We start from the raw sequence: 25,021 nt of genomic DNA, 5'->3' as shown, positions 1-25,021 counted from the left end.
CTGGGCGATCCCGCGCCGCCCGCAACGCCGCCTCGCGATCGCTCATGAGATGCGAGGCCTGAGATAGGCACGATCGGCGCGCGCGTCCAATCGATTTCGAAAATCTGCGATCAATTCCGAAAAAACCGCGGCGATTTTCAACTTCGCGCGGCGCCTGATGCCGTCCGGACCCAGGTTGAGGCCATCGCCGGACCGCCCGGCCCGACATCAACCATGATCCCGAAAGGACACTCCAATGACCCGCATCAACCGCACTGCCGCACTCCTGATCGCAGCAGCCGTGATCTCCCCCCTCACCCTCTCCACCGCCCTGGCCGCCGGAACGCCGGCCAGGGAGCAGCCCGCCTGTACCCAGTCCGACAGCGTCGAGGGCGTCGATTGCACCGTCACCCATTCGACCGGCGAACGGGACCAGCGCGAGCCGTCGAAGGCCAGCAAGTACCCGGACGGTCCCGTCAACATGGGCAGCGGCGTCTGGTTCTGACCCCGGCTTCCATCTCCTGCCGAAACGCAAAACGCCGGGGCTGCGACAGTCCCGGCGTTCGGCGTCATGGGATCCGCTCAGGCAGCCAGCCGCATGGCCCTGCCGGCCGCGACGCGGCGGCCCGAGGCGACCAGAACGCCCGCGGCGCCATCCAGATGCCCCGGCTTGAGTTCCAGCGCGAGGAAGCGCGAGCGTTCGACCGGTCCGGGCATCGCCAGCGTGGATGTGAGGTCCGCCAGGAAGCCGAAACGCGCATAGTAGGGCGCATCGCCGACCAGGATGATGGCGCCGTGACCGGCGGCTGTCGCGGCGGAGACGGCGGCCCGCATCAGTTCCGAGCCCACGCCCATGCCCTCGGCCGAGGGATCGACCGCCAGCGGCCCGAGCAGCAGCGCGCGCACCCGCGACCCGGCCCTGTCCGTGCCCGCCGTCACATCCCACAGGCGCACGGTCCCGATGATCCGGCCGGTCTCGTCAAGCGCCGCGAAAGCCAGTCCTTCCGATGGCAGGCGGCCGCGCCGCAGGCGCTCGGAGGACTTGCGCTTGCGGTCCGCACCCATGGCGCGGTCGAGCAGACGCTCTCGCGCCGGCGCCAGTTCGGGCGTCTCGGCGACAATGCAGTATCCGCGTGCGGCGGCGGATCCGGAGACCGGCGCGACGATGCAGTGCTCGACAACAGTGACAGGCATGCGATTCTCCCCGGGCCGGAACGACCGGCCGCAACAAATACAGGACATCGATGGCTTCCCGGCGAACACCGGCCTTTGGATCAGCCGGTCGGTCTCGGGACGCCAGATGCGTCGAAGAACCAGCGCCATTCGGGCGTCGGTTCGCTCAATTCTGCCTTCGATTGGGAGGGAAAACCCGACCGCACGTTCGGCAAGGATGGTGTGCCTCTGAAGTAATTCCGGCGGTTGGAATGCCGGAGGAGACTAGAAAGGCCCGCACCGTCGTTGCTTCAAGATGTCCTCGCTCTTCCAGTAGGCCGGAGAAACGACTGGAGGGGTTAGTTCCAGGTACCTTACCGATTCCTCACCATATCGAGGGTCGGCGGACACCCACAGGCACGTGCGACTTTGGGCAAGGCGTCAGATATGAAGTTGGCCTGACACAATCAAGTGTTTTCTCGTCCTGGCGCGAAAAAACACTTTGTTGGACAAACATGTGCCTTCGGCTTCATATGGATGCGATTGCGGCGCAGGTTCGGCGCCCAGGGATTCAGGAATTTGCCATGGATACACTCACCCGCATCAGGGCCTTCATCGATGTCGTCGAAGCCGAGGGGTTTTCCTCGGCATCCCGCAAGGTCGGCCGTTCCAAGGCGCTGCTGTCGAAATATGTCCGCGAGCTCGAGGACGAGCTTGGCGCCCTGCTGCTCAATCGCACGACGCGGCAGTTTTCCCTGACAGAGGCGGGGCACACCTATTACCGCACCGCCTCGGACATCCTCAAGGAGATCGACAACCTCGCCGATCTGGTCCGGGAGAACAACACCGACATCAAGGGCCGCATCCGGGTGACCGCCCCGCGCACCTTCGCCGATGCCGCCATCGGCCAGTCGCTGATCGATTTCGTCGTGGCCCATCCGGATGTCACGCTGGAGGTGATTTCCGATGACCGTTTCATCGATCTGGTCGAGGAAGGTTTCGACGTCGCCATCCGCATCACCCGGCTCGAGGACAGCGGGCTGATTGCCCGCAAGCTGTCCGCTTTCAGGCTGATTGTCTGCGCGTCGCCGGAGTTCCTGGAGAGAAACGGTCCCCTCACCCATCCGGCCGACCTGGCCAAGCTGCCCTGCATCATCGACACGAACGGTCGCTTCCTCAACAACTGGCGCTTCGAGAATCCGGACGGCTCCGCCTTTGCTGTCTCGGTGCAGGGCCGACTGGAGGTCAACAGTCCTCTGGCGGCAATGCGCGCCGCCCAATCCGGCGTCGGCGTGGCCATCCTGCCCGATTTCATCGCCCGCGAGGCCATCGCCAACGGCTCGCTGGTGCAGGTCCTCGACGGCTTCATTTCCAATGATCGCGGCATCTACGCGGTGTATCCGCACCGCCGCTATCTGCCTGCCAAGGTGCGTGCCTTTGTCGACTTCCTGTCGCAATGGTTCAAGGCCGTCGAATAGCAGCGGGATGGCGGCTGCCGAAATTCGGTCCATATTGGATGGCAGGTATCGGCCGCGTCGTGATTTGCCCGCATGGACGGACAGGACAGGTTGCATGGAATCGGGGACGCGGCCGCCGCGGTCGGGACGGACCTGAAGACGGAACGGTCGGGGATCGGAATGATGGATAGTCGCAATCTCATACGGGGTTCGGTGCTGGCATGTTGCCTTGTGCTCGCCCTGCCGGCGGTTGCCCGCGCCCATCCGCACATCTTCGCGGAGGCCCGACTGGAAGTGGACACGGCGTCCGATCACACGATCTCGGAATTGCGTCACGTCTGGCGGTTCGACGAGGTCTTTTCCTCCAGCGTCGTCATCGATTTCGACGCCAACAAGAACCTGGTGCTCGATCCCGATGAACTGGCGAGCGTCAGCCAGTTGGTGAAGGACTCGCTGATGGACTTCGACTACTACACCACCATCATCGACAACGGCGCCGACATCGGCGTGACGCCGCCCGACAGCATCAACGTCGACTACCGGGACGGGCAATTGCTGATGTTCTTTGCTGTCCGTCCGTCAAAGCCGGTGGCCTTGACCGGCAAGCTGGACTTCGGCGTCTATGACCCGACCATGTACGCCGCGATCGATTTCCTCAACGACTCCGACATGGTGGTCACCGGGTCCGGCGCCGCCGGCTGCACGCACAAGGTCATACGTCCCGACCCGGACCAGGTGATCGCGGAGAACCAGGCCTCGCTGACCGAGGCCTTCTTCGAAAATCCCGGCGGCAACGACCTCTCCAAGCTGTTCGCAACCCGGATCGAGCTCACCTGCAAATGACCACCAATCCGGCTTGCAAGCTCCTCACCATTGCTGCGCTCATGGTCATGGCGGCCGGCGCGGCGCACGCCCAGTCCTCGCTCGGCATCGGCGCGGCCGAACCCTCGCTGATGCCGGGCAATCCCGGCTGGCCGCTCTTGTCCTGGGTCAACAGCGAGCAGCAGGCATTCTACCGGGCGCTCACCGGATCGCTGAAGGCGATGCGGAGCGACCCTTGGCAGCTCTGGACCCTCGTCGGCCTGTCCTTCGCCTACGGTGTCTTCCATGCCGTCGGCCCGGGCCACGGCAAGGCGGTGATTTCCTCCTACATGATCGCCAACGAAGTGGCGTTGCGGCGCGGCGTGGCGCTGTCGTTCCTGTCCTCGATGATGCAGGGGCTGATGGCCATCGGCGTCGTGGCGCTCGCCTATGTGGTGCTGCGCGGCACCACCGTGTCCATGACCGATGCGACCGGCTATCTCGAAAAGGCGAGCTACCTGCTGATCGCGGCTTTTGGCGGCTGGCTCCTGTGGAAGAAGCTGGCGGCGCTGCTGCCTGCGCGGGTCGCCGGCCTGGCGCCCGCTTTGGCCGTGGCGGCTGCCGGTGACCACGGTCATGGCCATCATGACCATCAGCACTCCCACGGGCACGCGCACAGCCACTCCCATGCCCATCACCCGCATGCCCATGGCCCGGGCGAAGTCTGCTCCAGCTGCGGCCATTCCCATGCCCCAGACCCGGCGCTGCTGTCGGGCAAGGATCTGGGGCTTCGCGAAGCCTGGTCGGCGGTCGTCGCCGTCGGCCTCAGGCCCTGTTCCGGCGCACTGCTGGTGCTGACTTTTTCGCTTCTCAACGGGCTCTATCTGGGTGGCGTGCTGTCGGTGTTCGCCATGGCGCTCGGCACCGCCATCACCGTGTCGGCACTGGCGACGCTGGCGGTGACGGCAAAGGGCTTCGCCGTGCGGCTGGCCGGAAGTTCGCGCGCCGGAGCGGTCGGCTCGAGCATCGAGATCGCCGGCGCGACACTGGTGCTGGTGCTGGGTCTCGTTCTCTTCGCGGCCGCCCTGCAGGCCTGACCGGTGCGTGGCCGCGCTCAGTCGTCCTTGCGGCGCGCGACCCAGCGACCCCTAAGCCAGAAGACGGCAAAGAACGCCAGCACGAAACCGATCGCCAGCGCATAGGACAGGATCGGCGAAGTCTCCGACAGGGACATCACCATGGCCGGCATGTAGTAGAACCCCAGGCCGGTCACACCGAGGATGATGGCGGCGGCAAGCGCCGAGGATTGGCCTTCAGTCATGGGCAAAGCCCTCCATTTGTCTGTGGCCGGCCGGCATCATGGCTGCGCCAGATCCGCCCGGATGTCTTCCAGCCTGCGCTTCTGCCTGCCGCCCTCGTCAAAATTCGATTCGTCGAGCCAGGCCTCGAAGGCCTTGCGGAGCAACGGCCACTCGCTGTCGATCATCGAGAACCAGGCGGTGTCGCGGTTCATTCCCTTGGCGACGATATGCTGGCGGAACACGCCCTCGAAGGTGAAGCCGAGCCGCCGCGCCGTCACTTTCGACGGCTCATTGAGATTGTGGCATTTCCATTCATAGCGGCGGTAACCCAGATCCTCGAACACATGCCGGGCCATGAGATAATGGGCGTCGGTCGAGATCGGCGAGCGCGCCATCGCCGCGCCATGGGCCACGGACCCCACTTCGATGACTCCGTTGGCCGGATCGGGCCGCATGTAGCTCGCCATGCCGACGACATCGCCGCTGCGACGCGACCGAATGACATTGGTGATGATGCCGGTGGACCGGATATGGTCCAGCCAGTCGGCCAGTCCCGCCGGGCCCTCGTAGGGCCCGTTCGGGAAATAGCGGATCAGGTCGTTGACGGCCTCGCCGCCGAAGGCATCCCAGAGCGCCTGTTCGTGCACGTCGCGCAGATAGGGTTCGACCATGGCGTATTTGCCGGTGAGAGTGACCGGCTTGGGTGCGGGACGCGGCGTCCACTGGCTCAGATCCTGCATCGAACTCCCCGATTTGACTTTTCGGCGCGATAGGACATGAATCGCCCCCGCAAGACAACTGCCCGAGGATGGAATTCACCTGATGCTGACCACAATTGCCGCTTTCGACCGCCTGGGCGAGGAGAATGCCTTTGCCGTTCTCGCCCGCGCCACAGCGCTTGCCGCCCAGGGCCGCGACATCATCAATCTCGGCATCGGCCAGCCCGATTTCAAGACGCCGCCGCACATCGTCGAGGCGGCGGTCAAGGCGCTCCGGGACGGCCATCACGGCTATACGCCCGCCAACGGCCTGCTGCCGGCGCGAGAGGCCGTCTGCCGCCGCACGCTTGCCATGACCGGCGCCGAGGTCTCCCCCGACAATGTGATGATCACGCCCGGCGGCAAGCCGGCCATGTATGCGGCCATCACCCTGTTCGGCGAGCCCGGCGTCGACATTCTCTATCCCGATCCTGGATTTCCGATCTACCGGTCGATGATCGACTACACCGGCGCCCGTGCCATCCCCGTGCCGATGCGCGAGGAAAACGGTTTTGCCTTCTCGGCCGAGGAGACGCTGTCGCTGATCACGCCCGAGACACGGCTTCTTATTCTCAATTCGCCGGCCAATCCGACAGGGGGAATCACCCCGCGCGCCGAAATTGAGAAGCTGGTGGCGGGTCTGGCCGATCATCCGCAGGTGGCAATCCTGTCCGACGAGATCTACGACGTCATGACCTATGACGGCGAGAGCCACACATCGCTGCTGGCGTTTCCCGAACTGCGCGACCGTCTGATCGTGCTCAACGGCTGGTCGAAGACCTGGGCAATGACCGGCTGGCGGCTGGGCTGGTCGATCTGGCCCGACAGCCTGATCGATCTCGTGCGCAAGCTGGCGGTCAATTGCTGGTCCTGCGTCAACGCGCCGGCGCAGTGGGCGGGCATAGCCGCCATCGACGGGCCGCAGGATGCGGTGGACGACATGCTCGTCGCCTTCGACCGGCGACGGCTGCTCGTCACCGACCTGCTCAACGGCCTGCCGGGGGTTTCCTGCATCGTGCCGAAGGGCGCCTTCTACGCATTCCCCAACATCAGCGGGACCGGCTGGAAGGCAAAACCGCTGGCAACGGCCATTCTCGACGATGTCGGCGTCGCACTCATCGGCGGGCCGGATTTCGGCGAGTATGGCGAGGGATATTTGCGCGTCTCATGCGCCAGTTCCGACGAGAACATCGAGAAGGCGGTGTCACGGATGGGCGAGTTCCTTGCCCGCCGCAGACCATGACACGAAGAAAGGGCGGCTTGCGCCGCCCTTTGGAAAAGCCTTGCTTGGGAGGAGTGAACTTGGCTTGTCTGACAATCAGATTGCGCCCGAAAGGTTAACGAAACCTTAATCGGACAGCGTGACTTCTACCCATGCATTACGTCGCCCCAAGAGACACGACATGATTGCATTTCGGCGGCCGGCCCTCGCGATCCGGCAGCGCAAGCCCTTGAAATGCTAGCCGGTCAACCGCGCAGTCAGCAACCTGAAGCCGGCATAGCCGAAGGCCAGCGCGAAGGTGGCCTCGAATCCGCGCCTGAGCCGGCCATAGATCCTGACCATGCGCGGATTGGAAAACAGCATCGCGTAACAGACGAAGATGCTCAGGCTCTGCAGCCCTACACAGCCGATCACAAGAGCAAGCTGGGCCGGCGTGGCGTTTGCCGGCATGCCCACCGAATAGAGCGCGCTGAAGAACAGGATCGCCTTGGGATTGGTCAGATGCATGGCGATGCCGCGCCCGAAGGTCGATGCAAAGGAGGCGGCGCCCGGATTTCGCGTCTCGGCAGCCCTGCTGGACAGGGCGCTTCGGCCGGCCCTGATCGCCAGATAGATGAGGTACCCTGCGCCGGCATAGCGAAGCACCTCGAACGTCCAGGCATTGGCCATCATCACCGCGCTCATGCCCAGCGCCGCCATGGTGGACCAGGCCAGCGATCCGGAGGCAATTCCCAGAGCAAGCACCAGTCCGGCGCGGCGCCCGACATTCATCGAGGTGCCCGCGATCGCCATGGTCGAGGGGCCGGGGCTGGCGCTGGCAAGGAATGCGGCGGCAAGGATGAGGGGCAGGTGAAGGGACTCGATCATGCCGGCGACACTGGCACCCGCAGGAAACGGAAGCAAATCAGATCGATTGCTGCTGGCTCCACAAAAATTGATGGATTGAGCGTGCCGGAGTGAAGGCCGTGATCCGGCGCGAAGGCGCCAACGGCACAGGGAAGACCGCACGCATGCTTATGCGTGCGTGCGGAGTTCGGCGCATACATATCTAAGGCCCATCGCGTGAATCCAGGTTCACGCGATGGGCCTTAGATCCTGTGATCGTGCAGGTCGTGATCCCGAAGCCGCTGTACACTTTCGGGCGACATGCATCAGCGTGTCATGATCTCCGGCCCCATCAGGCTATAGGGCAGCCAGGTGGACAGCGCCGGCACATAGGTGACGATGATCAGGAACAGGAACAGCACGCCGACGAACGGCATGGCGGCCTTGACCACCTGCACCAGGCTCATTCCGGTGATACCGGAAGTGACGAACAGATTGAGCCCGATCGGCGGGGTGATCATGCCGATTTCCATGTTCACAACCATGATGATGCCCAGATGCACGGGGTCGACCCCGAGTTCCATCGCGATAGGAAAGACCACCGGCGCAACGATCAAGAGCAACCCCGACGGCTCCATGAACTGGCCGCCGATCAACAGCAGGACGTTGACGGCGATCAGGAAGGTGAACCAGTTGAAGCCGTAGCCGAGCATCAGGCTGGTGATCGCGTCCGGAATCCGTTCCGACGTCAGCACATGGGCAAACAGCAGCGCATTGACGATGATGAACATCAGCATGATGGTCGTCTTCGACGCGTCGACCATGACCTTGCGGGTGTCCTCGTTGAAGAAGGCACGGCCGAAATTCCGGGCCATCAGTCGGAGATTGCGGCTCCAGATCGACAGGCCGGCGATCAGGCTTCCCGGCACGGCGCCGAGCCCGCCGCCGCCCCGCCAGGTGCCGTAGGCGAGCACGATCAGCACCGAGATCATGCCGCCGAGCCCGGCGCGCTGGCCGAATGTGACGCTCTCCCAGTCGGAGGTGATGAAGAAGGTGAGGATCATCCAGACGAAGAAGAAGCCGACCGCATAGACGACGGCGGAAAAGCCGGCGCGCGCCAGGCGGCTGTCATCGTCCGTCGCCCAGTTGATCCCCTTCATCGGTCCCATGTCGCGGTAGATGAAGATGGCGATGAAGAAGGAATAGACCGCCGCCACCGCCGCCGCCTCGGTCGGCGTGAAGACGCCGCCATAGATGCCGCCGAGGATGATGATGATCAGGAACAGCCCCCAGCCGGCTTCCTTGCCGCCGGCGATGATCTCGCCGAAGCCGCGCCAGGGCTCGGCCGGCAGGTTCTTGATCCGGGCGACGATGTAGATGGCGCCCATCAGCATCAGCCCGGCTACCAGGCCGGGAATCACACCGGCAAGGAACATGCGCCCGACAGACACATTGGTCGCAGCCGCATAGACCACCATGACGATGGAGGGCGGGATGAGAATGCCGAGCGTTCCGGCATTGGCGATGATGCCGGCGGCAAATTCCTTCGAGTAGCCCACCTGGCGCATGCCGGCGATGGCGATGGTCCCGATGGCGACCACGGTGGCGGGCGACGAGCCCGACAGCGCCGCAAACAGCATGCAGGCCAGCACGCTGGCCATGGCGAGGCCGCCGCGAAAATGACCCACGGTGGCAATGGCGAAGCGGATCAGCCGCTTGGCCACCCCGCCCGTCGACATGAAGGCCGATGCCAGCACGAAGAAGGGAATGGCCAGCAACGTGTAGTTCTGGGCTGCGGTGAACAGCTGCAGCGTCACCGAGGACATCGAATCGGTGGAGAAGAAGGCGATCAGCAGGATCGACGACAGGCCCAGCGAGATGGCGACCGGCACTCCAAGGAAAAGAAGTCCGAGCACCAGTATGAACAGGATCATGGTTTCCATGGCGCGTCAGTCCTTCAAGATGTCGCGGTTTTCGGCTACGAGCTCTTCGGCTTCGTGTCCGGCGATGACCATGTCACGGTCGCCGCGCCAGATGGCGGCCATGGCCTGCAGCGAGCGGTAGGCGAACAGCCCCAGCCCGATCGGCAGGATCAGATAGGCGATCCAGCGCTGCACCCGCTCCTTGGTGCCGAAGGTCTCCTGCACCCATTCCGGATAGCGCACGTCATCGAGCCCGATGCCGATCTTGTACATGGTCGACCAATAGGCCACCGCGCCGCCCTTGGTGTCGGCGCCGAAAAAGGTGAGCCAGCCCGACGAGATCAGGATCATGGCGTACAAGAAACAGCAGAAGGCGCCGAAGATGGCAAAGACCTTGAACACAGGCTTCGGAAAAAGCCGGATCAAGGCGTCGACCCCGAGATGCATGCCCTGCTTGAGCCCGTAGCTCATGCCGAACAGGATCATCCAGGCAAACAGGATGCGGGTCAGTTCCAGTGCTCCGGTCCAGCCGCTGTTGAAGCCATAGCGCGCCACCACTTGCGAAAACGAGATCAACGTGATCAGCGCCAGCAGTGTCGCCAGCACATTCTCCTCGAAGCGCGTCACCGCCTCGGGGCTGCGCCGCTCGGCGAGATAAACAATTCCAATGACGATGAGCATGCCCACATAGGGCCAATATCCGGCCATGACCGTCTCCCCTGCCTCTTCCGACGCGCGCGCGGATCGGCGCATCCCCTCCGGCTGTCGCGTCCGAATGGACGCCTGGCCATTTGATGAACCGGGCCCGGCCATCAGGCCGGACCCGGTTGCTTTGAGCCTAGTTGTTGGAGGCCACGGCCGCGTCGATCAGGTCCTGGCCGATATCGGCTTCGAACTTGCTCCACACCGGCTTCATCGCGTTGACCCAGGCCTGACGCTGTTCAGGGGTCAGTTCGACGATCTTGCCGCCGGCATCGATGATGTTCTGGCGGTTCTTGGTTTCGGTGGCGGCAACGCTGGCGTTGGCTTCCATCGTCACCTCGTCGACGATCTTCATGAACTGGTCGCGGAATTCCGGCTCGAGGCCGTTGAGCCATTCCGTCGAAGTGACCAGCAGATAGGCGAGCAACTGGTGGTTCGTCTCGGTCACGCCGTCCTGCACCTCGAAGAACTTCTGGGTGTAGATGTTGGACCAGGAGTTCTCCTGACCATCGACGACGCCCGTCTGCAGTGCGCCGTAGACTTCCTTGAAGGCCAGCTTCTGGGCCGAGCCGCCCATCGCCTCGATCATGGCTTCGGCCACGTCGGAGGTCTGGATGCGGAACTTGAGGCCGTTGGCATCGGAAGGAAGCAGCAGCGGCTTGTTGGCCGAGAACTGCTTGAGACCCGACGACCAGTAGCCGAGACCGGTGTAACCGACGTCTTCCATCACCGTGAGCAGGCCCTTGCCGTCATCGCTCTGGATGAAGGTATCGACGGCGTTCAGGCTCGAGAACAGGAACGGCAGGTCGAACAGGCGGTACTTGAGGGTGTAGGCCTCGAACTTCGACAGCGAAGGCGCGGCGAGCTGAACGTCGCCCAAAAGCAGAGCCTCGAGCACCTTGTCGTCATCGAACAGGGTGGAGTTCGGGAAGACCTCCATGCAGGCCTTGCCGTCCATCTCCTTGTTGACGCGGGCGGCAAGCATTGTCGCGGCGTCGCCCTTGGGGTGACCGGTGGCAGCCACCACATGGCTGAACTTGATGACCATTTCGCCGTCATCGCAGCCTTCGGAAGCCATTGCGCCGTTGGCGCCGAGCATCAGGGCGGCGGCGGACACTGCGCCGAGAAGAATGTTTTTCATAGGAAGTCCTCCACTGTGGGCCGAAAGGCCCGGAACGGTTGCTGAAGCGACCGGGGAGAAACCAGCCGAACAACCCGGATCTGAATCCGGACCACCCTCCGCCGATGTCCTCCCGTCCATCGCGTTCACGGGAGACCTTTGCAAGGCCTGTGCCAGTTGCATCCGGGCATGCGATTGGTCGCGGAGTCTTGCAGATGTTCGGCCTGAAACGGGCCAGGGCGGGAACGGTGAGGGCAGACCGGAGAATCAATGGGTCGAATTCGACCCATTGCGCCCTGGCTATTGGGCAGCGGCCGACCCGTCGGACGTCTCGGCCGCAGACAGTCCCAGCCGGCGCATCTTCTCGTAGAGCCCCTTGCGGGAGATGCCCAGCGCCTCGTAAGTAGGCTTCAGGGCCCCGCCGTTGCGGCCGATCTCCGCCTGGATGATCGACCGTTCGAAGCTGTCCATCTGCTCCGACAGCCGCCCCGTGCCGGGCGCTGCCTGCTCACCGGTCAGCGGTCCGAAGCCGCTCCACATGCCGAGGACGAACCGATCGGCCGCATTGCGCAGTTCGCGGACGTTCCCAGGCCAGTCATGCGCCACCAATCCGGCCTCCAGCGCCGGCGTCACTTCGGGGATTTCGCGCCGGTAGCGGGCTCGGGCCTCGCGGCACATGTGAAAGAACAGCACCGGAATGTCGTCCTTGCGCTCCCGCAGGGCCGGAATCATCAGCGTGACCACGTTGAGCCGGTAATAGAGGTCGGCGCGGAACCGGCCCGGATCGCGGGCGAGATCCGCCTTGGTCGCGGCGACGAAGCGCACGTCGAGCGTCACCGATCGGTTCGATCCCAGCCGTTCGACGGAGCGCTGCTCGATGGCGCGCAGCAGCTTGGCCTGCAGGTCGATCGGCATGGATTCGATCTCGTCGAGGAAGATGGTGCCGCCATTGGCGTGCTCCAGCTTGCCCACGCGCAGTTTCTGCGCCCCTGTGAAGGCGCCCGCCTCATGACCGAACAACTCGGATTCGAAGATCTCTGCCGGCAGCGCCGCGCAGTTGATGGCGACGAAATTGCCTTTGCTGCGCGGGCCGAAGTCATGCAGCGCGCGCGCCACCACTTCCTTGCCGACGCCGGTCTCGCCGGTGATCAGCACATCGACATCCGTGCCCGCGACGGCCGCGATCTGGGCACGGAGGTGCTGGATTGCGGGATTGCGGCCAACCAGCCGTGCCGAAAGTTCGTCCGCGCCTTCGAGCGCGCTCCTCAGCGACCGGTTTTCGAGCACCAGCCGGCGCTTTTCCAGAGCCCGCTCCACCACCGAGAACAGCCGGTTGGCTGCAAACGGCTTCTCGATGAAATCATAGGCGCCCGCCCGCATCGCATCCACAGCCATCTGCACGTCGCCGTGGCCGGTGATCAGGATCACAGGCATGGTCGGGTCAACCGCCAGCACATTTCGCATCACATCGAGGCCGCTGGCGCCGGGCATGCGGATGTCGGAGACGATGACGCCGTAGAGCGAGCGCAACGGCAGATCCGCGATGTCGTCGCCGTTGGAATGACTGACGACACACAGCGATTCCAGCTCCAGTGACTGGGTCAGGGCATGGCGCAGGTCGGCATCGTCATCGATGAGATGAACGACGCGGTCTTCCCGCCGCAATTCAACCGATCCAACCATCCCGTCCTCCCCATCCGCCAGTGACCGCCGGCCCGTGCCGGCGCCGTGGTGCTTGAAACCATGCACAACGCCGCTTGTCCAGCGTCAGCCCGCACCGGCGGCAACCGCTCCCTTGTCGGTTCCGGAGTCCGTTTCGGCTGCGCGCAGCCGGATCTCGAAACAGGCGCCGCCCTCGTCGCGGTTGAAGACCCGTATCGATCCGCCGAAATCCCGGATGATGTTGTCGACGATCGAAAGACCGATGCCGATGCCCTCGCCGACGCCCTTGGTGGTGAAGAACGGATCGAAGACCTGGCCGATTTCGTCGGCCGCGATGCCCGGACCGTTGTCGCTGACCGTGACCAGCACCATGTCGCCATCGGCCCGCGCCTCGATCCGCACGCATCCGTCGCCGCGACCCGTGAGCGCATCGACGGCATTGTTGACCAGGTTGACGAACACCTGGCTCAGGCGGATGCGGCCGCCTTCGACGTGGAACCGGGCGAGGCTTTCGGCCGTCTCGATCATCACGCCCGCGGCCCGGGCGCTTGGCCGGGCAAGCAGCAGCGCCTCGTCGACAACATGGCCGAGCGGCACCGGGCCGGTGATGATGCCAGGCTTGCGCGCGAAGGCCAGCAGCGTTCTGGACAGTTCCGCCATGCGGTCGATCAGGCTGTTGATGCGACCCAGATTCCCCGCCACCTCCCCGGTGTCGCCACGGTCGAGAAACCGGACCGCATTGTCGGCATAGGACCGGATGGCTGCCAGCGGCTGGTTGAATTCGTGGCTCAGCGCCGCCGACATCTGTCCCAGCGCCGCCAGCTTCGCCGCCTGGATGAGCTCCGCCTGGGTCTTGCGCAGGCGCGTCTCGGCTGTGCGCCGCACCTCCACCTCGCGCGACAGCGACTGGTTGGTCACAGACAGGGCGCGCGTCCGGTCGCGAACCAGCCGCTCCAGCCGCAACGCCGTCGCGCGGTCGCTGCGGGCGCGAAAGATGGCATTCTCGTTGCGCCGCATCACAATGAGTGCCAGCAAGCCGGCAATCAGACAGGCAAGCGTGGCGATGGTGCCGGCCGACAGCCTTGCGGCGAAGACCGGCGCCGGATCTGCGAGCACGTGCAGGTCCCAGCCCAGCAAAGGCAGGTTGCGCGTCAGATCGATCCGGCTCTGCAGACCCTCGCCGAATCTGAACGCCGGTTCCGTGCCGGCGGCAGACTTGAACCGGCCGATTGGCTTCAGCAGCCAGTCCGGCTGGTTTGACAGCAGCACCGTGCCGCCCCGGTCGGTGACGAAAATCGGATAGGCCGACAGCGCCCAGGCTGCCTCGACCCGATAGAAATCCACATAGACGATGACCACCCCGACGAGCCTGCCGTTGCGGCGAACGCCCGAGGAAAACGCATAGCTTCGCTCGCCATCCGGCAGCGCCAGCGCCATGCGGCCCAGCCTCCCCTGCCGTGCAGCCTCGAGCAACTCATGCAGCCCGACTCCGTCTTCGACAAAGGCGCCATGCGCATGCCCCAGGATCTCGCCGTCGGGGAAGAGGAATGCCACGTCCTTGGCCGCCGACATTCCGGCCAGTTCCAGCGCCATGTGTCGCGCGTCGAGCGCCTGCGGATTGCCGTCGCCATCGCGGATGAACAGAGAAGCGACCGAGGACTGGCGCGACAGCAGCGGCGACATCAGCCGGTATTTGTCGAGAACCCCGGTCAGCGTCTCCGTCTGGACGGACAGCGTTTCACCCGCCTTCTGCAGCACATCGACCGTGGCCCGGTCATGGGCCGCGCGCACGGACCAGAAGACAACGGCCATCGACGCCAGGGCCCAGACGATGAAGAGCGTCGAGCGGGCGAGGCGAAACCGGCGTTCAATGGAGGCGCGCGACTGCATTGCCGGACCTTAGAGCGCTTCCGCGTCCCGGGAAATCGCAAAAACGCTCGGGCCTTCCGTTTGCCTCATCGGGTCGCCAAAGGTTCAGCCCGCTGGTCCGAGATACCTTCGGACGGCGCGTGCCCGATGGGCAGAAAGAGCCGATCCCGGCCCGTCCGCCCGCCATCAGGCCAGGCGGAGCGGGGGATCAGACCTTCGCGCTCGAGACCGTGGCCTCGATATGCTCGATCAGACCCTCGGACAGTCCGAGCCGCCCGGACAGGTGGTTGAGAAAGACATGCTCGGCAGGGGTGTCGGGATCAATCGCCAGCCGGGCAGCTGTGTACAGCTCCACTTTTTCGGCCTCGTTGCCGGCCTGGGCGACGATGCCGTCGAGATCGACAGGCAGGGTCAATTCGTCCTCGATAAAGCTCATTGCGTCCGGGCCCAGTCCCGCCAGGGACAAACGGCTGATGATCCGGGACCGCTCCGCGTCATCGACATGGCCGTCGGCCCGCGCCGCCGCCAGCATCACCCGCAGCAGCGCCGTGGTGAAGGTCGCGTTCACGCCAGCTGTCGAGGCGGCGAAGTCCGAATCCTTCGGCGGCAATGCGATTGGAGCCTCGGCGACCGGACCTGCGGGCTGCGGCGAGCCGCCGGCCTGGTAGCTTTTCCAGGCCTGGTATCCCAGGCCCGCGACGACGGCCAGGCCGCCCAGCTTCAGCGCCGAGCCGGTCAGCGACCGTCCGGCACCCGTGCCCAGCAGCACCGCGGCGATGGCCCCGGTGGCGAGCGGATTGTCCTTGGCCATCTGCAGCCCCTGTCCGGCCTTCTCGCCGACAGTGCCTTGAGTGCCGGGAACCTGCGCTCCGAAAAACTGGTCCAAGAGTGCTTTTGGGTCGAACATGGCTGGCAATCCTCCTGTTGGATGGCGGCGGACGGGGTCCACCCTTCCCATCAGATAGGAACGCCGGTCCGCGCATGCAAATGCACGGACCACACCGGGGTGTCGATCAGCGGGCGAGCTTGCAGGCTTCCATCGCCAGACGGGTGATGCCGTCCCAGTCGCCGGCCTCGACCATCGCCTTCGGCGCGACCCAGGATCCGCCGACGCAGATGACGTTGGGCAGCGAGAGGTAATCGCCGGCATTCTGTGCCGTGATGCCGCCGGTGGGACAGAAGACGGACCCTGCAAGCGGCGAGGAGAGCGACTTGAGATAGGCTGCGCCGCCCGCCTGTTCGGCGGGAAAGAACTTCATGACCGTATAGCCTTCCTCGCGCAGCGCCATCACTTCGCTGGCCGTGGCCGCGCCCGGAAGCAGCGGCACGCGCGACTTGCGGGCGGCTTCGAGGATTTCCAGCGTTGTGCCGGGCGACACGATGAAGCGAGAACCGGCGTCGACCGCCTCTTCGTACTGGCGGGCATTGAGGATGGTGCCGGCGCCGGGCACCGCGCCCTCGACCTCATTGGCGACGGCGCGGATGGCATCGAGGGCCGCAGGTGTCCGCAAGGTGATCTCGATGGCCTTCAGGCCTCCCGCGACGAGCGCCCGTGCCAGCGGAACGGCCGTGGCGACATCATCGATGACCAGCACCGGCACGACAGGCTGCAGTTTCAGGATGGACAGCAGGGCATTGGTCTTGTCAGCCACGGTGCAGTTCCTTTCAATCGATTGGGATGGCGTTTCGCATAGACCTTTGCCCCGGGATTGTCCATGCCGGCGCCGCCCGCCGGCATCGCCCGCTCCCATCCGTCCGGCGGCAGGATGCCGCAACCGATTGCCTGACAACATGAGACGCGCTATTGCGGCTTGCCATGACCATGTCCGACGCCACCACCACCACCACCATGCCCGTCACCGTGGCGGCGCTCTATCACTTTGCCCGGCTCGCCGATCATCCGGCGCTGCAGGCGCCACTGGCCCAACTCTGCTGCGGCCTGGGGGTGAAGGGGTCGATCCTGCTGGCGGCCGAAGGCATCAACGGCACCATCGCCGGCGACCGCGCCGGCATCGACGCGGTGCTTGCCCATATCCGCTCCATTCCGGGACTGGAGCATCTCGAGCACAAGGAAAGCCACGCGCCGAGAATGCCGTTCCGACGCATGAAAGTGCGGCTGAAGAAGGAGATCGTCACGATGGGCGTCGAGGGCATCGACCCACTGGTCAATGTCGGCGCCTATGTCGATCCGCGCGACTGGAATGCGCTGATCGCCGATCCCGACACGCTCGTCATCGACACCCGCAACGACTATGAGGTCGCCATCGGCTCGTTTGCCCGCGCCGTGGATCCGGAGACGAAGAGCTTCCGCGAGTTCCCCGCCTGGGTCGAGCAGGCGGGACTGGATCCCGAAAGCGAGACCGCGCCCAAGCGCATCGCCATGTTCTGCACCGGCGGCATCCGCTGCGAGAAGGCCACCGCCTTCATGCGCTCGAGGGGCTTCGACAATGTCTTCCATCTCAAGGGTGGCATCCTCAAATATCTCGAGGAGGTTCCTGAAGAGGAGAGCCTGTGGGAGGGATCCTGCTTCGTCTTTGACGAGCGGGTCTCCGTCACCCATGGTCTGCGCATCGGCGACGACACGCTGTGCCGCGCCTGCAGGACGCCGCAGACCGCCAAGGACCGTGCCTCGCCGCTCTACGAGGAAGGCGCCTCCTGCCCGCACTGCCATGCCAGCCGCAGCGAGGAGGACCGCGCCCGCTACCGCATCCGCCACCGGCAGATGCTGGCGGCGCGCAAGTCAGGCGAGGTCCGATGAGCGACGGGCGTGACGTCATCGTCATCGGCGCGGGCATAGTTGGCGTCAGCGCCGCGGCCCTGCTCGCCGAGGCCGGCCACAAGGTCACGGTGCTCGACCGTTCGGGCATCGCCGAGGAGACCAGCCGGGGCAACGCCGCTGCGCTCGCCTTTTCCGACATCATGCCGCTGGCCTCGCCGAAGATCATGCGCAGGGCGCCGCGCTGGCTGCTCGACCCGTTGGGCCCGCTGGCCATCCGCCCTGCCTATCTGCCGAAGCTGACCCCCTGGCTGTGGCAGTTCTGGCGCGCTTCCCAGCCGTCGCGGGTCGAGGCCAGCATCCTTGCGCAGGCGTCCCTGATGCAGCTGGCGGAACGTGAGGCTCTCGCCCTCTATGAGCGTGCCGGCCTGTCCTCGATGATCCGTCATGACGGATCGCTGGAGCTCTATGAATCCGAGACGGAATTCCGCGCCGCGGCGCCCGGCTGGCAGCGCCGCGAGAAGGCCGGCATCGCCATCGCGCATCTGCGCGGCGGCGAACTGGCGGATCTGCAGCCGGGACTGGCCCCGAGCTTTGTCGCCGGCACCTTCGTGCCGGGCTGGAAGACCGTCTCCGATCCCCACAGCCTCGCGCTCAGGCTCTGGGATCATGCCGAGCGGCATGGAGCCCGTTTCGAGCGCGCAGGCGTTCGCGCGCTCGAACGGGACGGCTATGGCACGCGGCTGGTGATGGAGGATGGCAGCCGCCGCGCCGCCGCGCGCATCGTCGTCGCCGCCGGCGCATGGTCGACCCGGCTGCTCGGCTCCCTGACCGGGCCCCGGATTCCGCTCGAGACCGAGCGCGGCTACGCCACCACCCTGCCGGTGGGCGCCTTCGATGTCCGCCGCCAGTTGATCTTCGGCGGCCACGGCTTCGTCATCACGCCGCTCGAGACCGGATTGCGGGTCGCCGGAACCGTCGAACTCGCAGGCCTCGACCTGCCGCCCAATTTCGACCGCGCCAGGACCATTCTCGACAAGGCATCGAGATTTCTGCCCGGCCTCAAGCCGGAAGGCGGCACGCAATGGATGGGCTATCGGCCCTCCTTGCCCGACAGCCTGCCGGTGATGGGTGAACTGCCCGGCGCACCGGGCGTGATTCTCGCCTTCGGCAACGGTCATCTGGGACTGACCCAGTCGGCCGCCATGGGCCGGCTAGCCGCCGATCTAGTGGCGGGCAAGGCGCCGTCCATTGACATTCGGCCTTTCCGGCCCGACCGTTTCTGACCCCTATCCGTCTCCGAGGACTCCATGGCGCGCAACACGTTCTTCTGCATTGACGGCCACACCTGCGGCAATCCGGTCCGGCTGGTGGCCGGCGGCGGGCCGCTGCTCGAAGGCGCCACCATGCTGGAGCGGCGGGCGCATTTCCTGGCCGAGTTCGACTGGATCCGCACCGGGCTGATGTTCGAGCCGCGCGGCCACGACATGATGTCGGGCTCCATCCTGTATCCGCCGACCCGCGACGACTGCGACATCGGCTTCCTGTTCATCGAGACCTCCGGCTGCCTGCCGATGTGCGGCCACGGCACCATCGGCACGGTGACCATGGCGATCGAGAACGGCCTGGTGCGACCGCGCGAGCCGGGCGTGCTGGCCATCGACACGCCGGCCGGCCGCATCGTCGCCCGCTACACCCAGACCGGCCGCAAGGTCACCGAGGTGCGGCTCACCAATGTGCCGGCCTTCCTGCATTCGACCGGCCTCAGGACCCACTGTCCGGGTCTCGGCGATCTCATCGTCGACGTCGCCTATGGCGGCAATTTCTACGCCATCGTCGACGCCCAGGACAATTTCCGCGACATGGCCGACATGACGGCCGGCGATCTGGTCCGGCTCAGCCCGGCATTGCGCGACGCGCTCAACCGCGACCACACATTCGTCCATCCCGAAAAGCCGGAGATCCGGGGGCTCAGCCACATCCTCTGGACCGGAGCGCCGACCCGGCCGGAAGCCAGCGCCCGCAACGCGGTGTTCTATGGCGACAAGGCCATCGACCGCTCGCCCTGCGGCACCGGCACATCGGCGCGCATGGCGCAGTGGGCGGCAAAGGGCAAGCTCAAGCCGGGCGACGATTTCGTCCATGAGAGCATCATCGGCTCGCTGTTCCACGGCCGGGTGGAAGCGGCGGCGGAAGTCGGCGGCAAGCCCGCCATCATTCCGTCGATCGCCGGCTGGGCGGTGGAAACCGGACGCAACTCCATCGTCATCGATGACGACGAGGATCCCTTCGCCCACGGCTTCGTGGTGCGCTAAAGCGCATCGCATGAATTCAGATTCACGCGATGCGCTTTAGCTCTTTGTAATGATGCATGTCGTGATCCCGAAACCGCTGCACACTTTCGGGCGACATGCATTAGGCCGAAGCGTCGGCGGACCGGTGCACGGTGACCAGGTCCCGGTACCAGTGGCCGGACTGCTTGATGGTGCGGATCTGCGTCCCGTAATCGACATGGATCAACCCGAAGCGCATGGCGTAGCCCTCGGCCCACTCGAAATTGTCCATCAGGCTCCAGGCGAAGTAACCCTTGAGCGCAAATCCCTCGGCGATCAGGTCGGCGGCCACATTGAGATGCTCGGTGAGATAGTCGAGCCGCATCGTGTCGCTGACGGCGCCGTTCTCGATGCCGGTGTTGTCGGCCGCACCGTTCTCGGTGATGTAGAACTGCGGCAGCTTGTAGCGTCCGTAGAGGTCGCGCACCACGTGGCTCAGTCCCGTCGGGTCGATTTCCCAGCCGATGTCGGTCTTCTCCGGGTGGACGAAGGGCGCGGCCACGGTCCGCGGGAAGACTGCCTTGGGATCGCTGTCGTGAGCCACCCGCATGGGCGTGTAGTAGTTCAGGCCCCAGAAATCGAGTGGCTGCCGGATCTTCGCCATGTCGCCGTCACGGATCAGCGGCGCCAGGTCGGCGCAGGCGGCGAGCATCGCGTCCGGATAGCGGCCGGCGAACAGCGGGCCGAAGAAGGCGCCGTTGTGAAAGTCGCTGGCGCGTTCGGCGGCATCCAGGTCCGCCGACCTGTCGCTGGCCGGGATCACCGCCATGGCATTGAGCACGATGCCCGTCGCAAGCCCGCCGCGCTCGGCGCGGATCGCCTGCACGCCGAGTCCGTGCGCCAGATTGGTTGTGTGCAGGGCCGCCATCGCCGCCTGCATCGAGCGTTCTCCGGGCGCATGCACGCCCATCAGATGGCCGAGATAGACCGAGCACCATGGCTCGTTGAAGGTGGCGACACTGTCGAGCCGGTCGCCCAATCGCCTTGCCACCAGTCCGGCATAGCGGGCGAACGCATGGGCCGTGTCACGGTTGGTCCAGCCGCCGAAGCCGGCGATCTGCAGCGGCAGGTCCCAGTGATAGAGCGTCGCGAAGGTCTGGATGCCGCGGGCCTTGCAGCCGTCGATCAGCCGATCGTAGAAATCCAGTCCCGCCTCGTTGACCCCGCCTTCCCCGTCGGGGAGCACCCGCGGCCAGGCGATGGAAAAGCGATAGGCGCCGACGCCGAGCGAGGCCATCAGGTCGAGATCGGCCTCGAGCCGGTTGTAGTGGTCACAGGCGACGTCGCCGGTGTCGCCGTCGCGGACCCGGCCAGGCATGTGCGAGAACGCATCCCAGATCGACGGCCTGCGGCCGTCGGCGCGCACGGCGCCCTCGATCTGGTAGGCGGCCGTGGCCACGCCGAAAACGAAATCCCCGGGAAACCGGTGGGCCAGTGCCTTGGGCGAACGGATCATGGGCATGGGAACCTCCTTGAAGGGCGGAGCTACTCGGCGGTCGGCAGGCGATCAACAAATGCGCGGATCACGTCGGCAAGCACCACCGGCGCCTCGATGCTGGGCAGATGCGCCGCGTGTGGAATTTCCTGGTACAGCGCACCGGGGATCAGACGGGCGAGTTCGCCCACCAGCGACGGCGGCGTCGAGCCGTCTTCCGTGCCGACCACGCAGATCGTCGGCACCTCGATCAGGCCGGCATGCATGGTGTAATCGGCGTCGCGGATGGCGGCGCAGGTGCCGATGTAGCCGTCCAGCGGCGTGCGCTCCAGCATCATCCGGTAGCCGGTGAATTCGGCATTCTCCGGCTTGCGGAACTCCTTGGTGAACCAGCGCTCGAGAATGGCGTCCGACATCGAGGCGAGGCCCCCCTCCCGGCAGGCGGCGATGCGGGCGTCCCACATCTCGGGCGTGCCGATCTTGTGGCCGGTGTCGCAAAGGATCAGCGCCCGGACCAGGTCCGGCCGGCTTGCCGCCAGCCCCTGCGCGATCATGCCGCCGACCGAGACGCCGCAGACGATCACCTGGCTTGCCTGGTAGTGGTCGAGCAGAGCCGCGAGATCGCCGACATGGTCGTCCATCGTGTAGGGCGAATTGCCCGTTTCGGAGAGACCATGGCCGCGCTTGTCGTAGGTGATGAGGCCATAGTCGCCGGCGAGCCGGACGATCACGTCGCGCCAGATGCGGAAGTCGGTGCCGAGCGAATTGGCGAACACGATGGTGGGCCGGCCCGGCGCCGCGCCGATGACCTGGTGGTGAAGGGTGACACCGTTGAGGCGGGCAAACTGCATTTCATTCTCCAGACACGGGTTCCCGAAGGAATATTGCGCCCGGATTACCGCGCATCAGGGTCGAATGCAAACCGGCGGCGACATCTGCCGCCGCCGGAGAGGGGATCGTCAGACGTAGCGGTTGACGATGTTTTCGAGATATTCCTGCCTGCCCGAACGCGGCTGCGGATCGATGCCGTCGGCCTCGACGCGGGCCGCAATCGAATCCAGCGTTTCCGGTCCCTTCAGCATCGCCTGCGCCTGCGGCTTGTCCCAGCCGGCGTAGCGCTGATCGAGCGGACCCGACAGCGCCTTGTCCTCGACCATCGCTGCGGCTGCCTTGAGGCCGCGGGCGCAGCAGTCCATGCCGCCGATATGGGCGATCAGCAGGTCTTCCGCATCCAGCGACTGGCGCCTGAGCTTGGCGTCGAAATTGGTGCCGCCGGTGGTGAAGCCACCCGCCAGCAGCACCTGGTAGTAGGCCAGCGCCATTTCCGGCACATTGTTGGGGAACTGGTCGGTGTCCCAGCCGGACTGGTAGTCGTTGCGGTTCATGTCGATGGAACCGAAGATGCCGAGCGCGCGCGCGGTCGCCAGTTCATGCTCGAAGGAATGGCCGGCGAGGATGGCATGGCCCTGCTCGATGTTGACCCGGACCTCGTTCTCAAGCCCGTAGCGCTTGAGGAAGCCATAGACCGTGGCAACGTCATAGTCGTACTGGTGCTTGGTCGGCTCCTGCGGCTTCGGCTCGATCAGGATTGTGCCGGTGAAGCCGATCTTGTGCTTGTACTCGACGACGAGATTGAGAAACCGGCCCATCTGGTCGAGTTCGCGGCCCATATCGGTGTTGAGCAGCGTCTCGTAGCCCTCGCGGCCGCCCCAGAGCACGTAGTTCTCGCCCTTGAGCCGCTTGGTCACGTCCATGCAGGCCTTCACGGTTGCCGCCGAATAGGCGAACACGTCCGGATCCGGATTGGTCGAGGCTCCCGCCATGAAGCGGCGGTGCGAGAACAGGTTCGCCGTGCCCCAGAGCAGCTTGACGCCAGTTTCGGCCATCCGTGTCTCGAAATGGTCGGCGATGGTCTCGAGGTTCTTTCTGCTCTCGGCGAAGGTATCGCCTTCCGGCCGGACATCGAGATCGTGGAAGCAGAAATACGGCGCCTTGAGCAGGCTGAACATCTCGAAGGCGACGTCGGCCTTGAGCCGCGCCTTGTCCATCGTGTCACCGAACCAGGGCCGCTCGAAGGTCTGGCCGCCGAACGGGTCGCCGCCCGGCCAGGTGAAGGAGTGCCAATAGGCGACGGCGAAGCGCAGATGGTCCTCCATCCGCTTGCCCATCACCATCTCCTCGGGATTGTAGTGGCGGAACGCCAGCGGGTTCCTGCTGTCGGGGCCCTCGAACGGGATTGAGGTCAGATTGCCGAAAAAACCCGTGCTCATGCTGTTGCTCCTTTGATGGCGGGATAGAGGGCGCGATAACGCTGATAGGCCGCATCGAAGGATGCCGCGTGGTCGCGATCGGGAAGAATGGTGCCGGCCGTCTCCGGCTGCGTGCAGACGGCCAGCGGATCGGCGTTTTCGGTGGCGATCAGGCCCAGCCGGGCCGCGCCGTAGGCGGCGCCGAAGTCGCCGTCGGCGGGGATGTCGACCGGCAGGTCGAGCACCGTGGCCAGCACCTCCAGCCAGTAGCGCGACCGCGATCCGCCGCCGATGGCCGTGACCCGCTCGAGCGTGGTGCCGGCCTGGCGCAGCGCCTCGAGGCTGTCGCGGAAGGCGAAGGCCACGCCCTCGACCACGGCGCGGGTCAGCGCCGGCCGGTCCGATTCGTGCCCGAGACCGGTGAAGGAGCCGCGAATGCGGGCATCGTTGTGCGGCGTCCGCTCGCCCGAGAGGTAGGGCAGGAAGGTGACGGATCCCGGCGCCTGCAGCGTCTCGCCCAGTTCTCCGGTCAGCACCGACGGATCTGTGCCGGTCACGCCCGAAAGCCAGTTGAGCGAATCCGTTGCCGACAGGATCACGCCCATCTGGTGCCATGTGCCCGGCAGGGCGTGGCAGAAGGCATGCACGGCGCTGGCGGGGTTCGGCAGATAGCTGCCATTGGCCGCAAACAGCACCCCGGAGGTGCCGAGCGAGGCAAAGGCATGGCCGTCGGCCACGGTGCCCATGCCGCAGGCCGAGGCCGCATTGTCGCCGGCCCCGCCCGCAACCGGAATGCCGGCGGGCAGGCCAAGCTCAGCCGCAGCCTCGCGGCGCAGCGCACCGGCCCGCTCGGTTCCTTCCACCAGCGACGGCATCTGGCTCATCGTCAGTCCGGTGGCGGCCAGCAGATCGCTGTTCCAGGCACGCCGGCCGGTGTCGAGCCAGGAGGTGCCCGCCGCATCCGACATCTCGGAGATCTTCTCGCCGGTCAGCCACAGCCGCAGATAGTCCTTCGGCAACAGCACCGTGGCGACGCGCGAGAACAGCTCCGGCTCGTGGCTCTGCATCCATTTCAGCTTCGGGGCCGTGAAACCGGGGAAGACGATGTTGCCGGTGAGCGCCCGGAAGATCGGATTGGCGTCGAGTTCTGCTGCCTCGGCATGGCTGCGGGTGTCGTTCCACAGGATGCAGGGGCGCAGCACCGCGCCGGATGCGTCGATGGCGGTGGCGCCGTGCATGTGGCCGGACAATCCGATGCCGCGCACCGCGCTCAGCGCGTCGGCATGGTTTCGGCGCAACTGGCCGAGAGCCGATCGGGTTGCCTCGATCCAGCTTGCCGGATCCTGCTCCGACCATCCCGGATGCGGCCGTTCCACCGTCAGTGCGCCGCTGGCCGTGCCGATCACCCGCTGCCGGTCGTCGATGAGCATCGCCTTGACCGAGGAGGTTCCGAGATCCAGTCCGAGATACATGTGGGGCTTCCTTGTGATGCAGTGAGGTCGGGTGTCGGGCCGGCGC

At 65.5% G+C, this 25,021-nt stretch carries 23 protein-coding genes; 8 read left to right on the top strand and 15 right to left on the bottom strand.

What is annotated here, in order from left to right; translation table 11 throughout:
* Positions 1–235: 235 nt before the first annotated feature.
* Positions 236–484 carry a hypothetical protein gene (locus DFR52_RS22040; protein ID WP_110034237.1) on the top strand — a complete coding sequence of 83 codons (249 nt, stop codon included), beginning with the start codon at positions 236–238 and terminating at the stop codon, positions 482–484.
* A 77-nt stretch (positions 485–561) separates the two neighbouring features.
* On the opposite strand, the gene DFR52_RS22035 is transcribed toward DFR52_RS22040, so the two are convergent.
* Complete coding sequence (locus DFR52_RS22035; RefSeq protein ID WP_110034236.1) at positions 562–1,173, bottom strand: GNAT family N-acetyltransferase; 612 nt, start codon at positions 1,171–1,173, stop codon at positions 562–564.
* 542 nt (positions 1,174–1,715) lie between these two features.
* Here DFR52_RS22035 and DFR52_RS22030 point away from each other — a divergent pair.
* The 3 genes from DFR52_RS22030 (at position 1,716) to DFR52_RS22020 (ending at position 4,486) form a co-directional block, all read left to right on the top strand.
* Entirely contained in the window at positions 1,716–2,609 is an 894-nt protein-coding gene (locus DFR52_RS22030; protein WP_110034235.1) for a LysR family transcriptional regulator, read from the top strand.
* A gap of 162 nt (positions 2,610–2,771) precedes the next feature.
* Positions 2,772–3,431, top strand: coding sequence for a DUF1007 family protein (locus DFR52_RS22025; RefSeq protein WP_110034331.1), 660 nt, complete (start codon positions 2,772–2,774; stop codon positions 3,429–3,431).
* Positions 3,428–4,486 (top strand): nickel/cobalt transporter, encoded by a 1,059-nt coding sequence (locus DFR52_RS22020; RefSeq protein WP_110034234.1) that lies wholly within the window; start codon positions 3,428–3,430, stop codon positions 4,484–4,486. Before DFR52_RS22025 ends, DFR52_RS22020 begins: the two co-directional genes overlap by 4 nt.
* Before the next feature lie 17 nt (positions 4,487–4,503).
* On the opposite strand, the gene DFR52_RS22015 is transcribed toward DFR52_RS22020, so the two are convergent.
* The gene (locus tag DFR52_RS22015) at positions 4,504–4,710 is read right to left on the bottom strand and encodes a hypothetical protein (protein WP_110034233.1); all 207 of its coding nucleotides are present in this window, start codon (positions 4,708–4,710) and stop codon (positions 4,504–4,506) included.
* Positions 4,711–4,746: 36 nt separating this feature from the next.
* A complete protein-coding gene (locus tag DFR52_RS22010) occupies positions 4,747–5,430 on the bottom strand; it encodes a GNAT family N-acetyltransferase (protein WP_110034232.1) in 684 nt (227 codons plus the stop codon).
* An 82-nt stretch (positions 5,431–5,512) separates the two neighbouring features.
* Between DFR52_RS22010 and DFR52_RS22005 the strand changes: the two genes are divergently transcribed.
* A complete protein-coding gene (locus tag DFR52_RS22005) occupies positions 5,513–6,691 on the top strand; it encodes a pyridoxal phosphate-dependent aminotransferase (RefSeq protein ID WP_110034231.1) in 1,179 nt (392 codons plus the stop codon).
* Positions 6,692–6,907: 216 nt separating this feature from the next.
* Here the strand turns inward: DFR52_RS22005 and DFR52_RS22000 are convergent, their stop codons facing one another.
* The 8 genes from DFR52_RS22000 to DFR52_RS21965 form a co-directional block, all read right to left on the bottom strand.
* Positions 6,908–7,537 (bottom strand): LysE family translocator, encoded by a 630-nt coding sequence (locus tag DFR52_RS22000; RefSeq protein ID WP_110034330.1) that lies wholly within the window; start codon positions 7,535–7,537, stop codon positions 6,908–6,910.
* 284 nt (positions 7,538–7,821) lie between these two features.
* Positions 7,822–9,438 carry a TRAP transporter large permease gene (locus tag DFR52_RS21995; RefSeq protein ID WP_110034230.1) on the bottom strand — a complete coding sequence of 539 codons (1,617 nt, stop codon included), beginning with the start codon at positions 9,436–9,438 and terminating at the stop codon, positions 7,822–7,824.
* 6 nt (positions 9,439–9,444) lie between these two features.
* The gene (locus tag DFR52_RS21990; RefSeq protein WP_110034229.1) at positions 9,445–10,125 is read right to left on the bottom strand and encodes a TRAP transporter small permease; all 681 of its coding nucleotides are present in this window, start codon (positions 10,123–10,125) and stop codon (positions 9,445–9,447) included.
* A 130-nt stretch (positions 10,126–10,255) separates the two neighbouring features.
* Positions 10,256–11,260, bottom strand: coding sequence for a DctP family TRAP transporter solute-binding subunit (locus DFR52_RS21985; protein ID WP_110034228.1), 1,005 nt, complete (start codon positions 11,258–11,260; stop codon positions 10,256–10,258).
* A 279-nt stretch (positions 11,261–11,539) separates the two neighbouring features.
* Positions 11,540–12,922 carry a sigma-54-dependent transcriptional regulator gene (locus tag DFR52_RS21980; RefSeq protein ID WP_110034227.1) on the bottom strand — a complete coding sequence of 461 codons (1,383 nt, stop codon included), beginning with the start codon at positions 12,920–12,922 and terminating at the stop codon, positions 11,540–11,542.
* 84 nt (positions 12,923–13,006) lie between these two features.
* Positions 13,007–14,791 carry a sensor histidine kinase gene (locus DFR52_RS21975; protein ID WP_110034226.1) on the bottom strand — a complete coding sequence of 595 codons (1,785 nt, stop codon included), beginning with the start codon at positions 14,789–14,791 and terminating at the stop codon, positions 13,007–13,009.
* A 187-nt stretch (positions 14,792–14,978) separates the two neighbouring features.
* Complete coding sequence (locus DFR52_RS21970) at positions 14,979–15,677, bottom strand: tellurite resistance TerB family protein (protein ID WP_110034225.1); 699 nt, start codon at positions 15,675–15,677, stop codon at positions 14,979–14,981.
* Positions 15,678–15,783: 106 nt separating this feature from the next.
* Positions 15,784–16,545: a 2-dehydro-3-deoxy-phosphogluconate aldolase gene (locus DFR52_RS21965; RefSeq protein WP_425351241.1), complete on the bottom strand. Its 762-nt coding sequence runs from the start codon at positions 16,543–16,545 to the stop codon at positions 15,784–15,786.
* A 47-nt stretch (positions 16,546–16,592) separates the two neighbouring features.
* Here DFR52_RS21965 and trhO point away from each other — a divergent pair, with 47 nt between their 5' ends.
* Genes trhO through DFR52_RS21950 form a run of 3 tightly spaced genes read left to right on the top strand, consistent with a single transcriptional unit; the run spans position 16,593 to position 19,801 of the window.
* Complete coding sequence (trhO, locus tag DFR52_RS21960) at positions 16,593–17,528, top strand: oxygen-dependent tRNA uridine(34) hydroxylase TrhO (protein ID WP_110034329.1); 936 nt, start codon at positions 16,593–16,595, stop codon at positions 17,526–17,528.
* A complete protein-coding gene (locus DFR52_RS21955; protein ID WP_110034223.1) occupies positions 17,525–18,772 on the top strand; it encodes an NAD(P)/FAD-dependent oxidoreductase in 1,248 nt (415 codons plus the stop codon). The genes trhO and DFR52_RS21955 overlap by 4 nt, the downstream gene beginning before the upstream one ends.
* A gap of 24 nt (positions 18,773–18,796) precedes the next feature.
* Positions 18,797–19,801: a 4-hydroxyproline epimerase gene (locus tag DFR52_RS21950; RefSeq protein ID WP_110034222.1), complete on the top strand. Its 1,005-nt coding sequence runs from the start codon at positions 18,797–18,799 to the stop codon at positions 19,799–19,801.
* Between the two features lie 100 nt (positions 19,802–19,901).
* Here the strand turns inward: DFR52_RS21950 and DFR52_RS21945 are convergent, their stop codons facing one another.
* The 4 genes from DFR52_RS21945 to xylB all read right to left on the bottom strand — a co-directional run bounded on the left by DFR52_RS21945 (position 19,902) and on the right by xylB (position 24,975).
* Complete coding sequence (locus DFR52_RS21945) at positions 19,902–21,281, bottom strand: GH1 family beta-glucosidase (RefSeq protein WP_425351240.1); 1,380 nt, start codon at positions 21,279–21,281, stop codon at positions 19,902–19,904.
* Positions 21,282–21,304: 23 nt separating this feature from the next.
* Positions 21,305–22,105 (bottom strand): 3-oxoadipate enol-lactonase, encoded by an 801-nt coding sequence (gene pcaD, locus DFR52_RS21940; protein ID WP_110034221.1) that lies wholly within the window; start codon positions 22,103–22,105, stop codon positions 21,305–21,307.
* A 108-nt stretch (positions 22,106–22,213) separates the two neighbouring features.
* A complete protein-coding gene (xylA, locus tag DFR52_RS21935) occupies positions 22,214–23,524 on the bottom strand; it encodes a xylose isomerase (RefSeq protein ID WP_110034220.1) in 1,311 nt (436 codons plus the stop codon).
* Entirely contained in the window at positions 23,521–24,975 is a 1,455-nt protein-coding gene (gene xylB / locus DFR52_RS21930; protein WP_110034219.1) for a xylulokinase, read from the bottom strand. The genes xylA and xylB overlap by 4 nt, the downstream gene beginning before the upstream one ends.
* Positions 24,976–25,021 lie beyond the last annotated feature (46 nt).

This window comes from Hoeflea marina, from assembly GCF_003182275.1.
Lineage (GTDB): Bacteria > Pseudomonadota > Alphaproteobacteria > Rhizobiales > Rhizobiaceae > Hoeflea > Hoeflea marina.
Note: the sequence above shows the minus strand (reverse complement) of the source record. Positions and strands in the feature narration are given on the sequence as shown.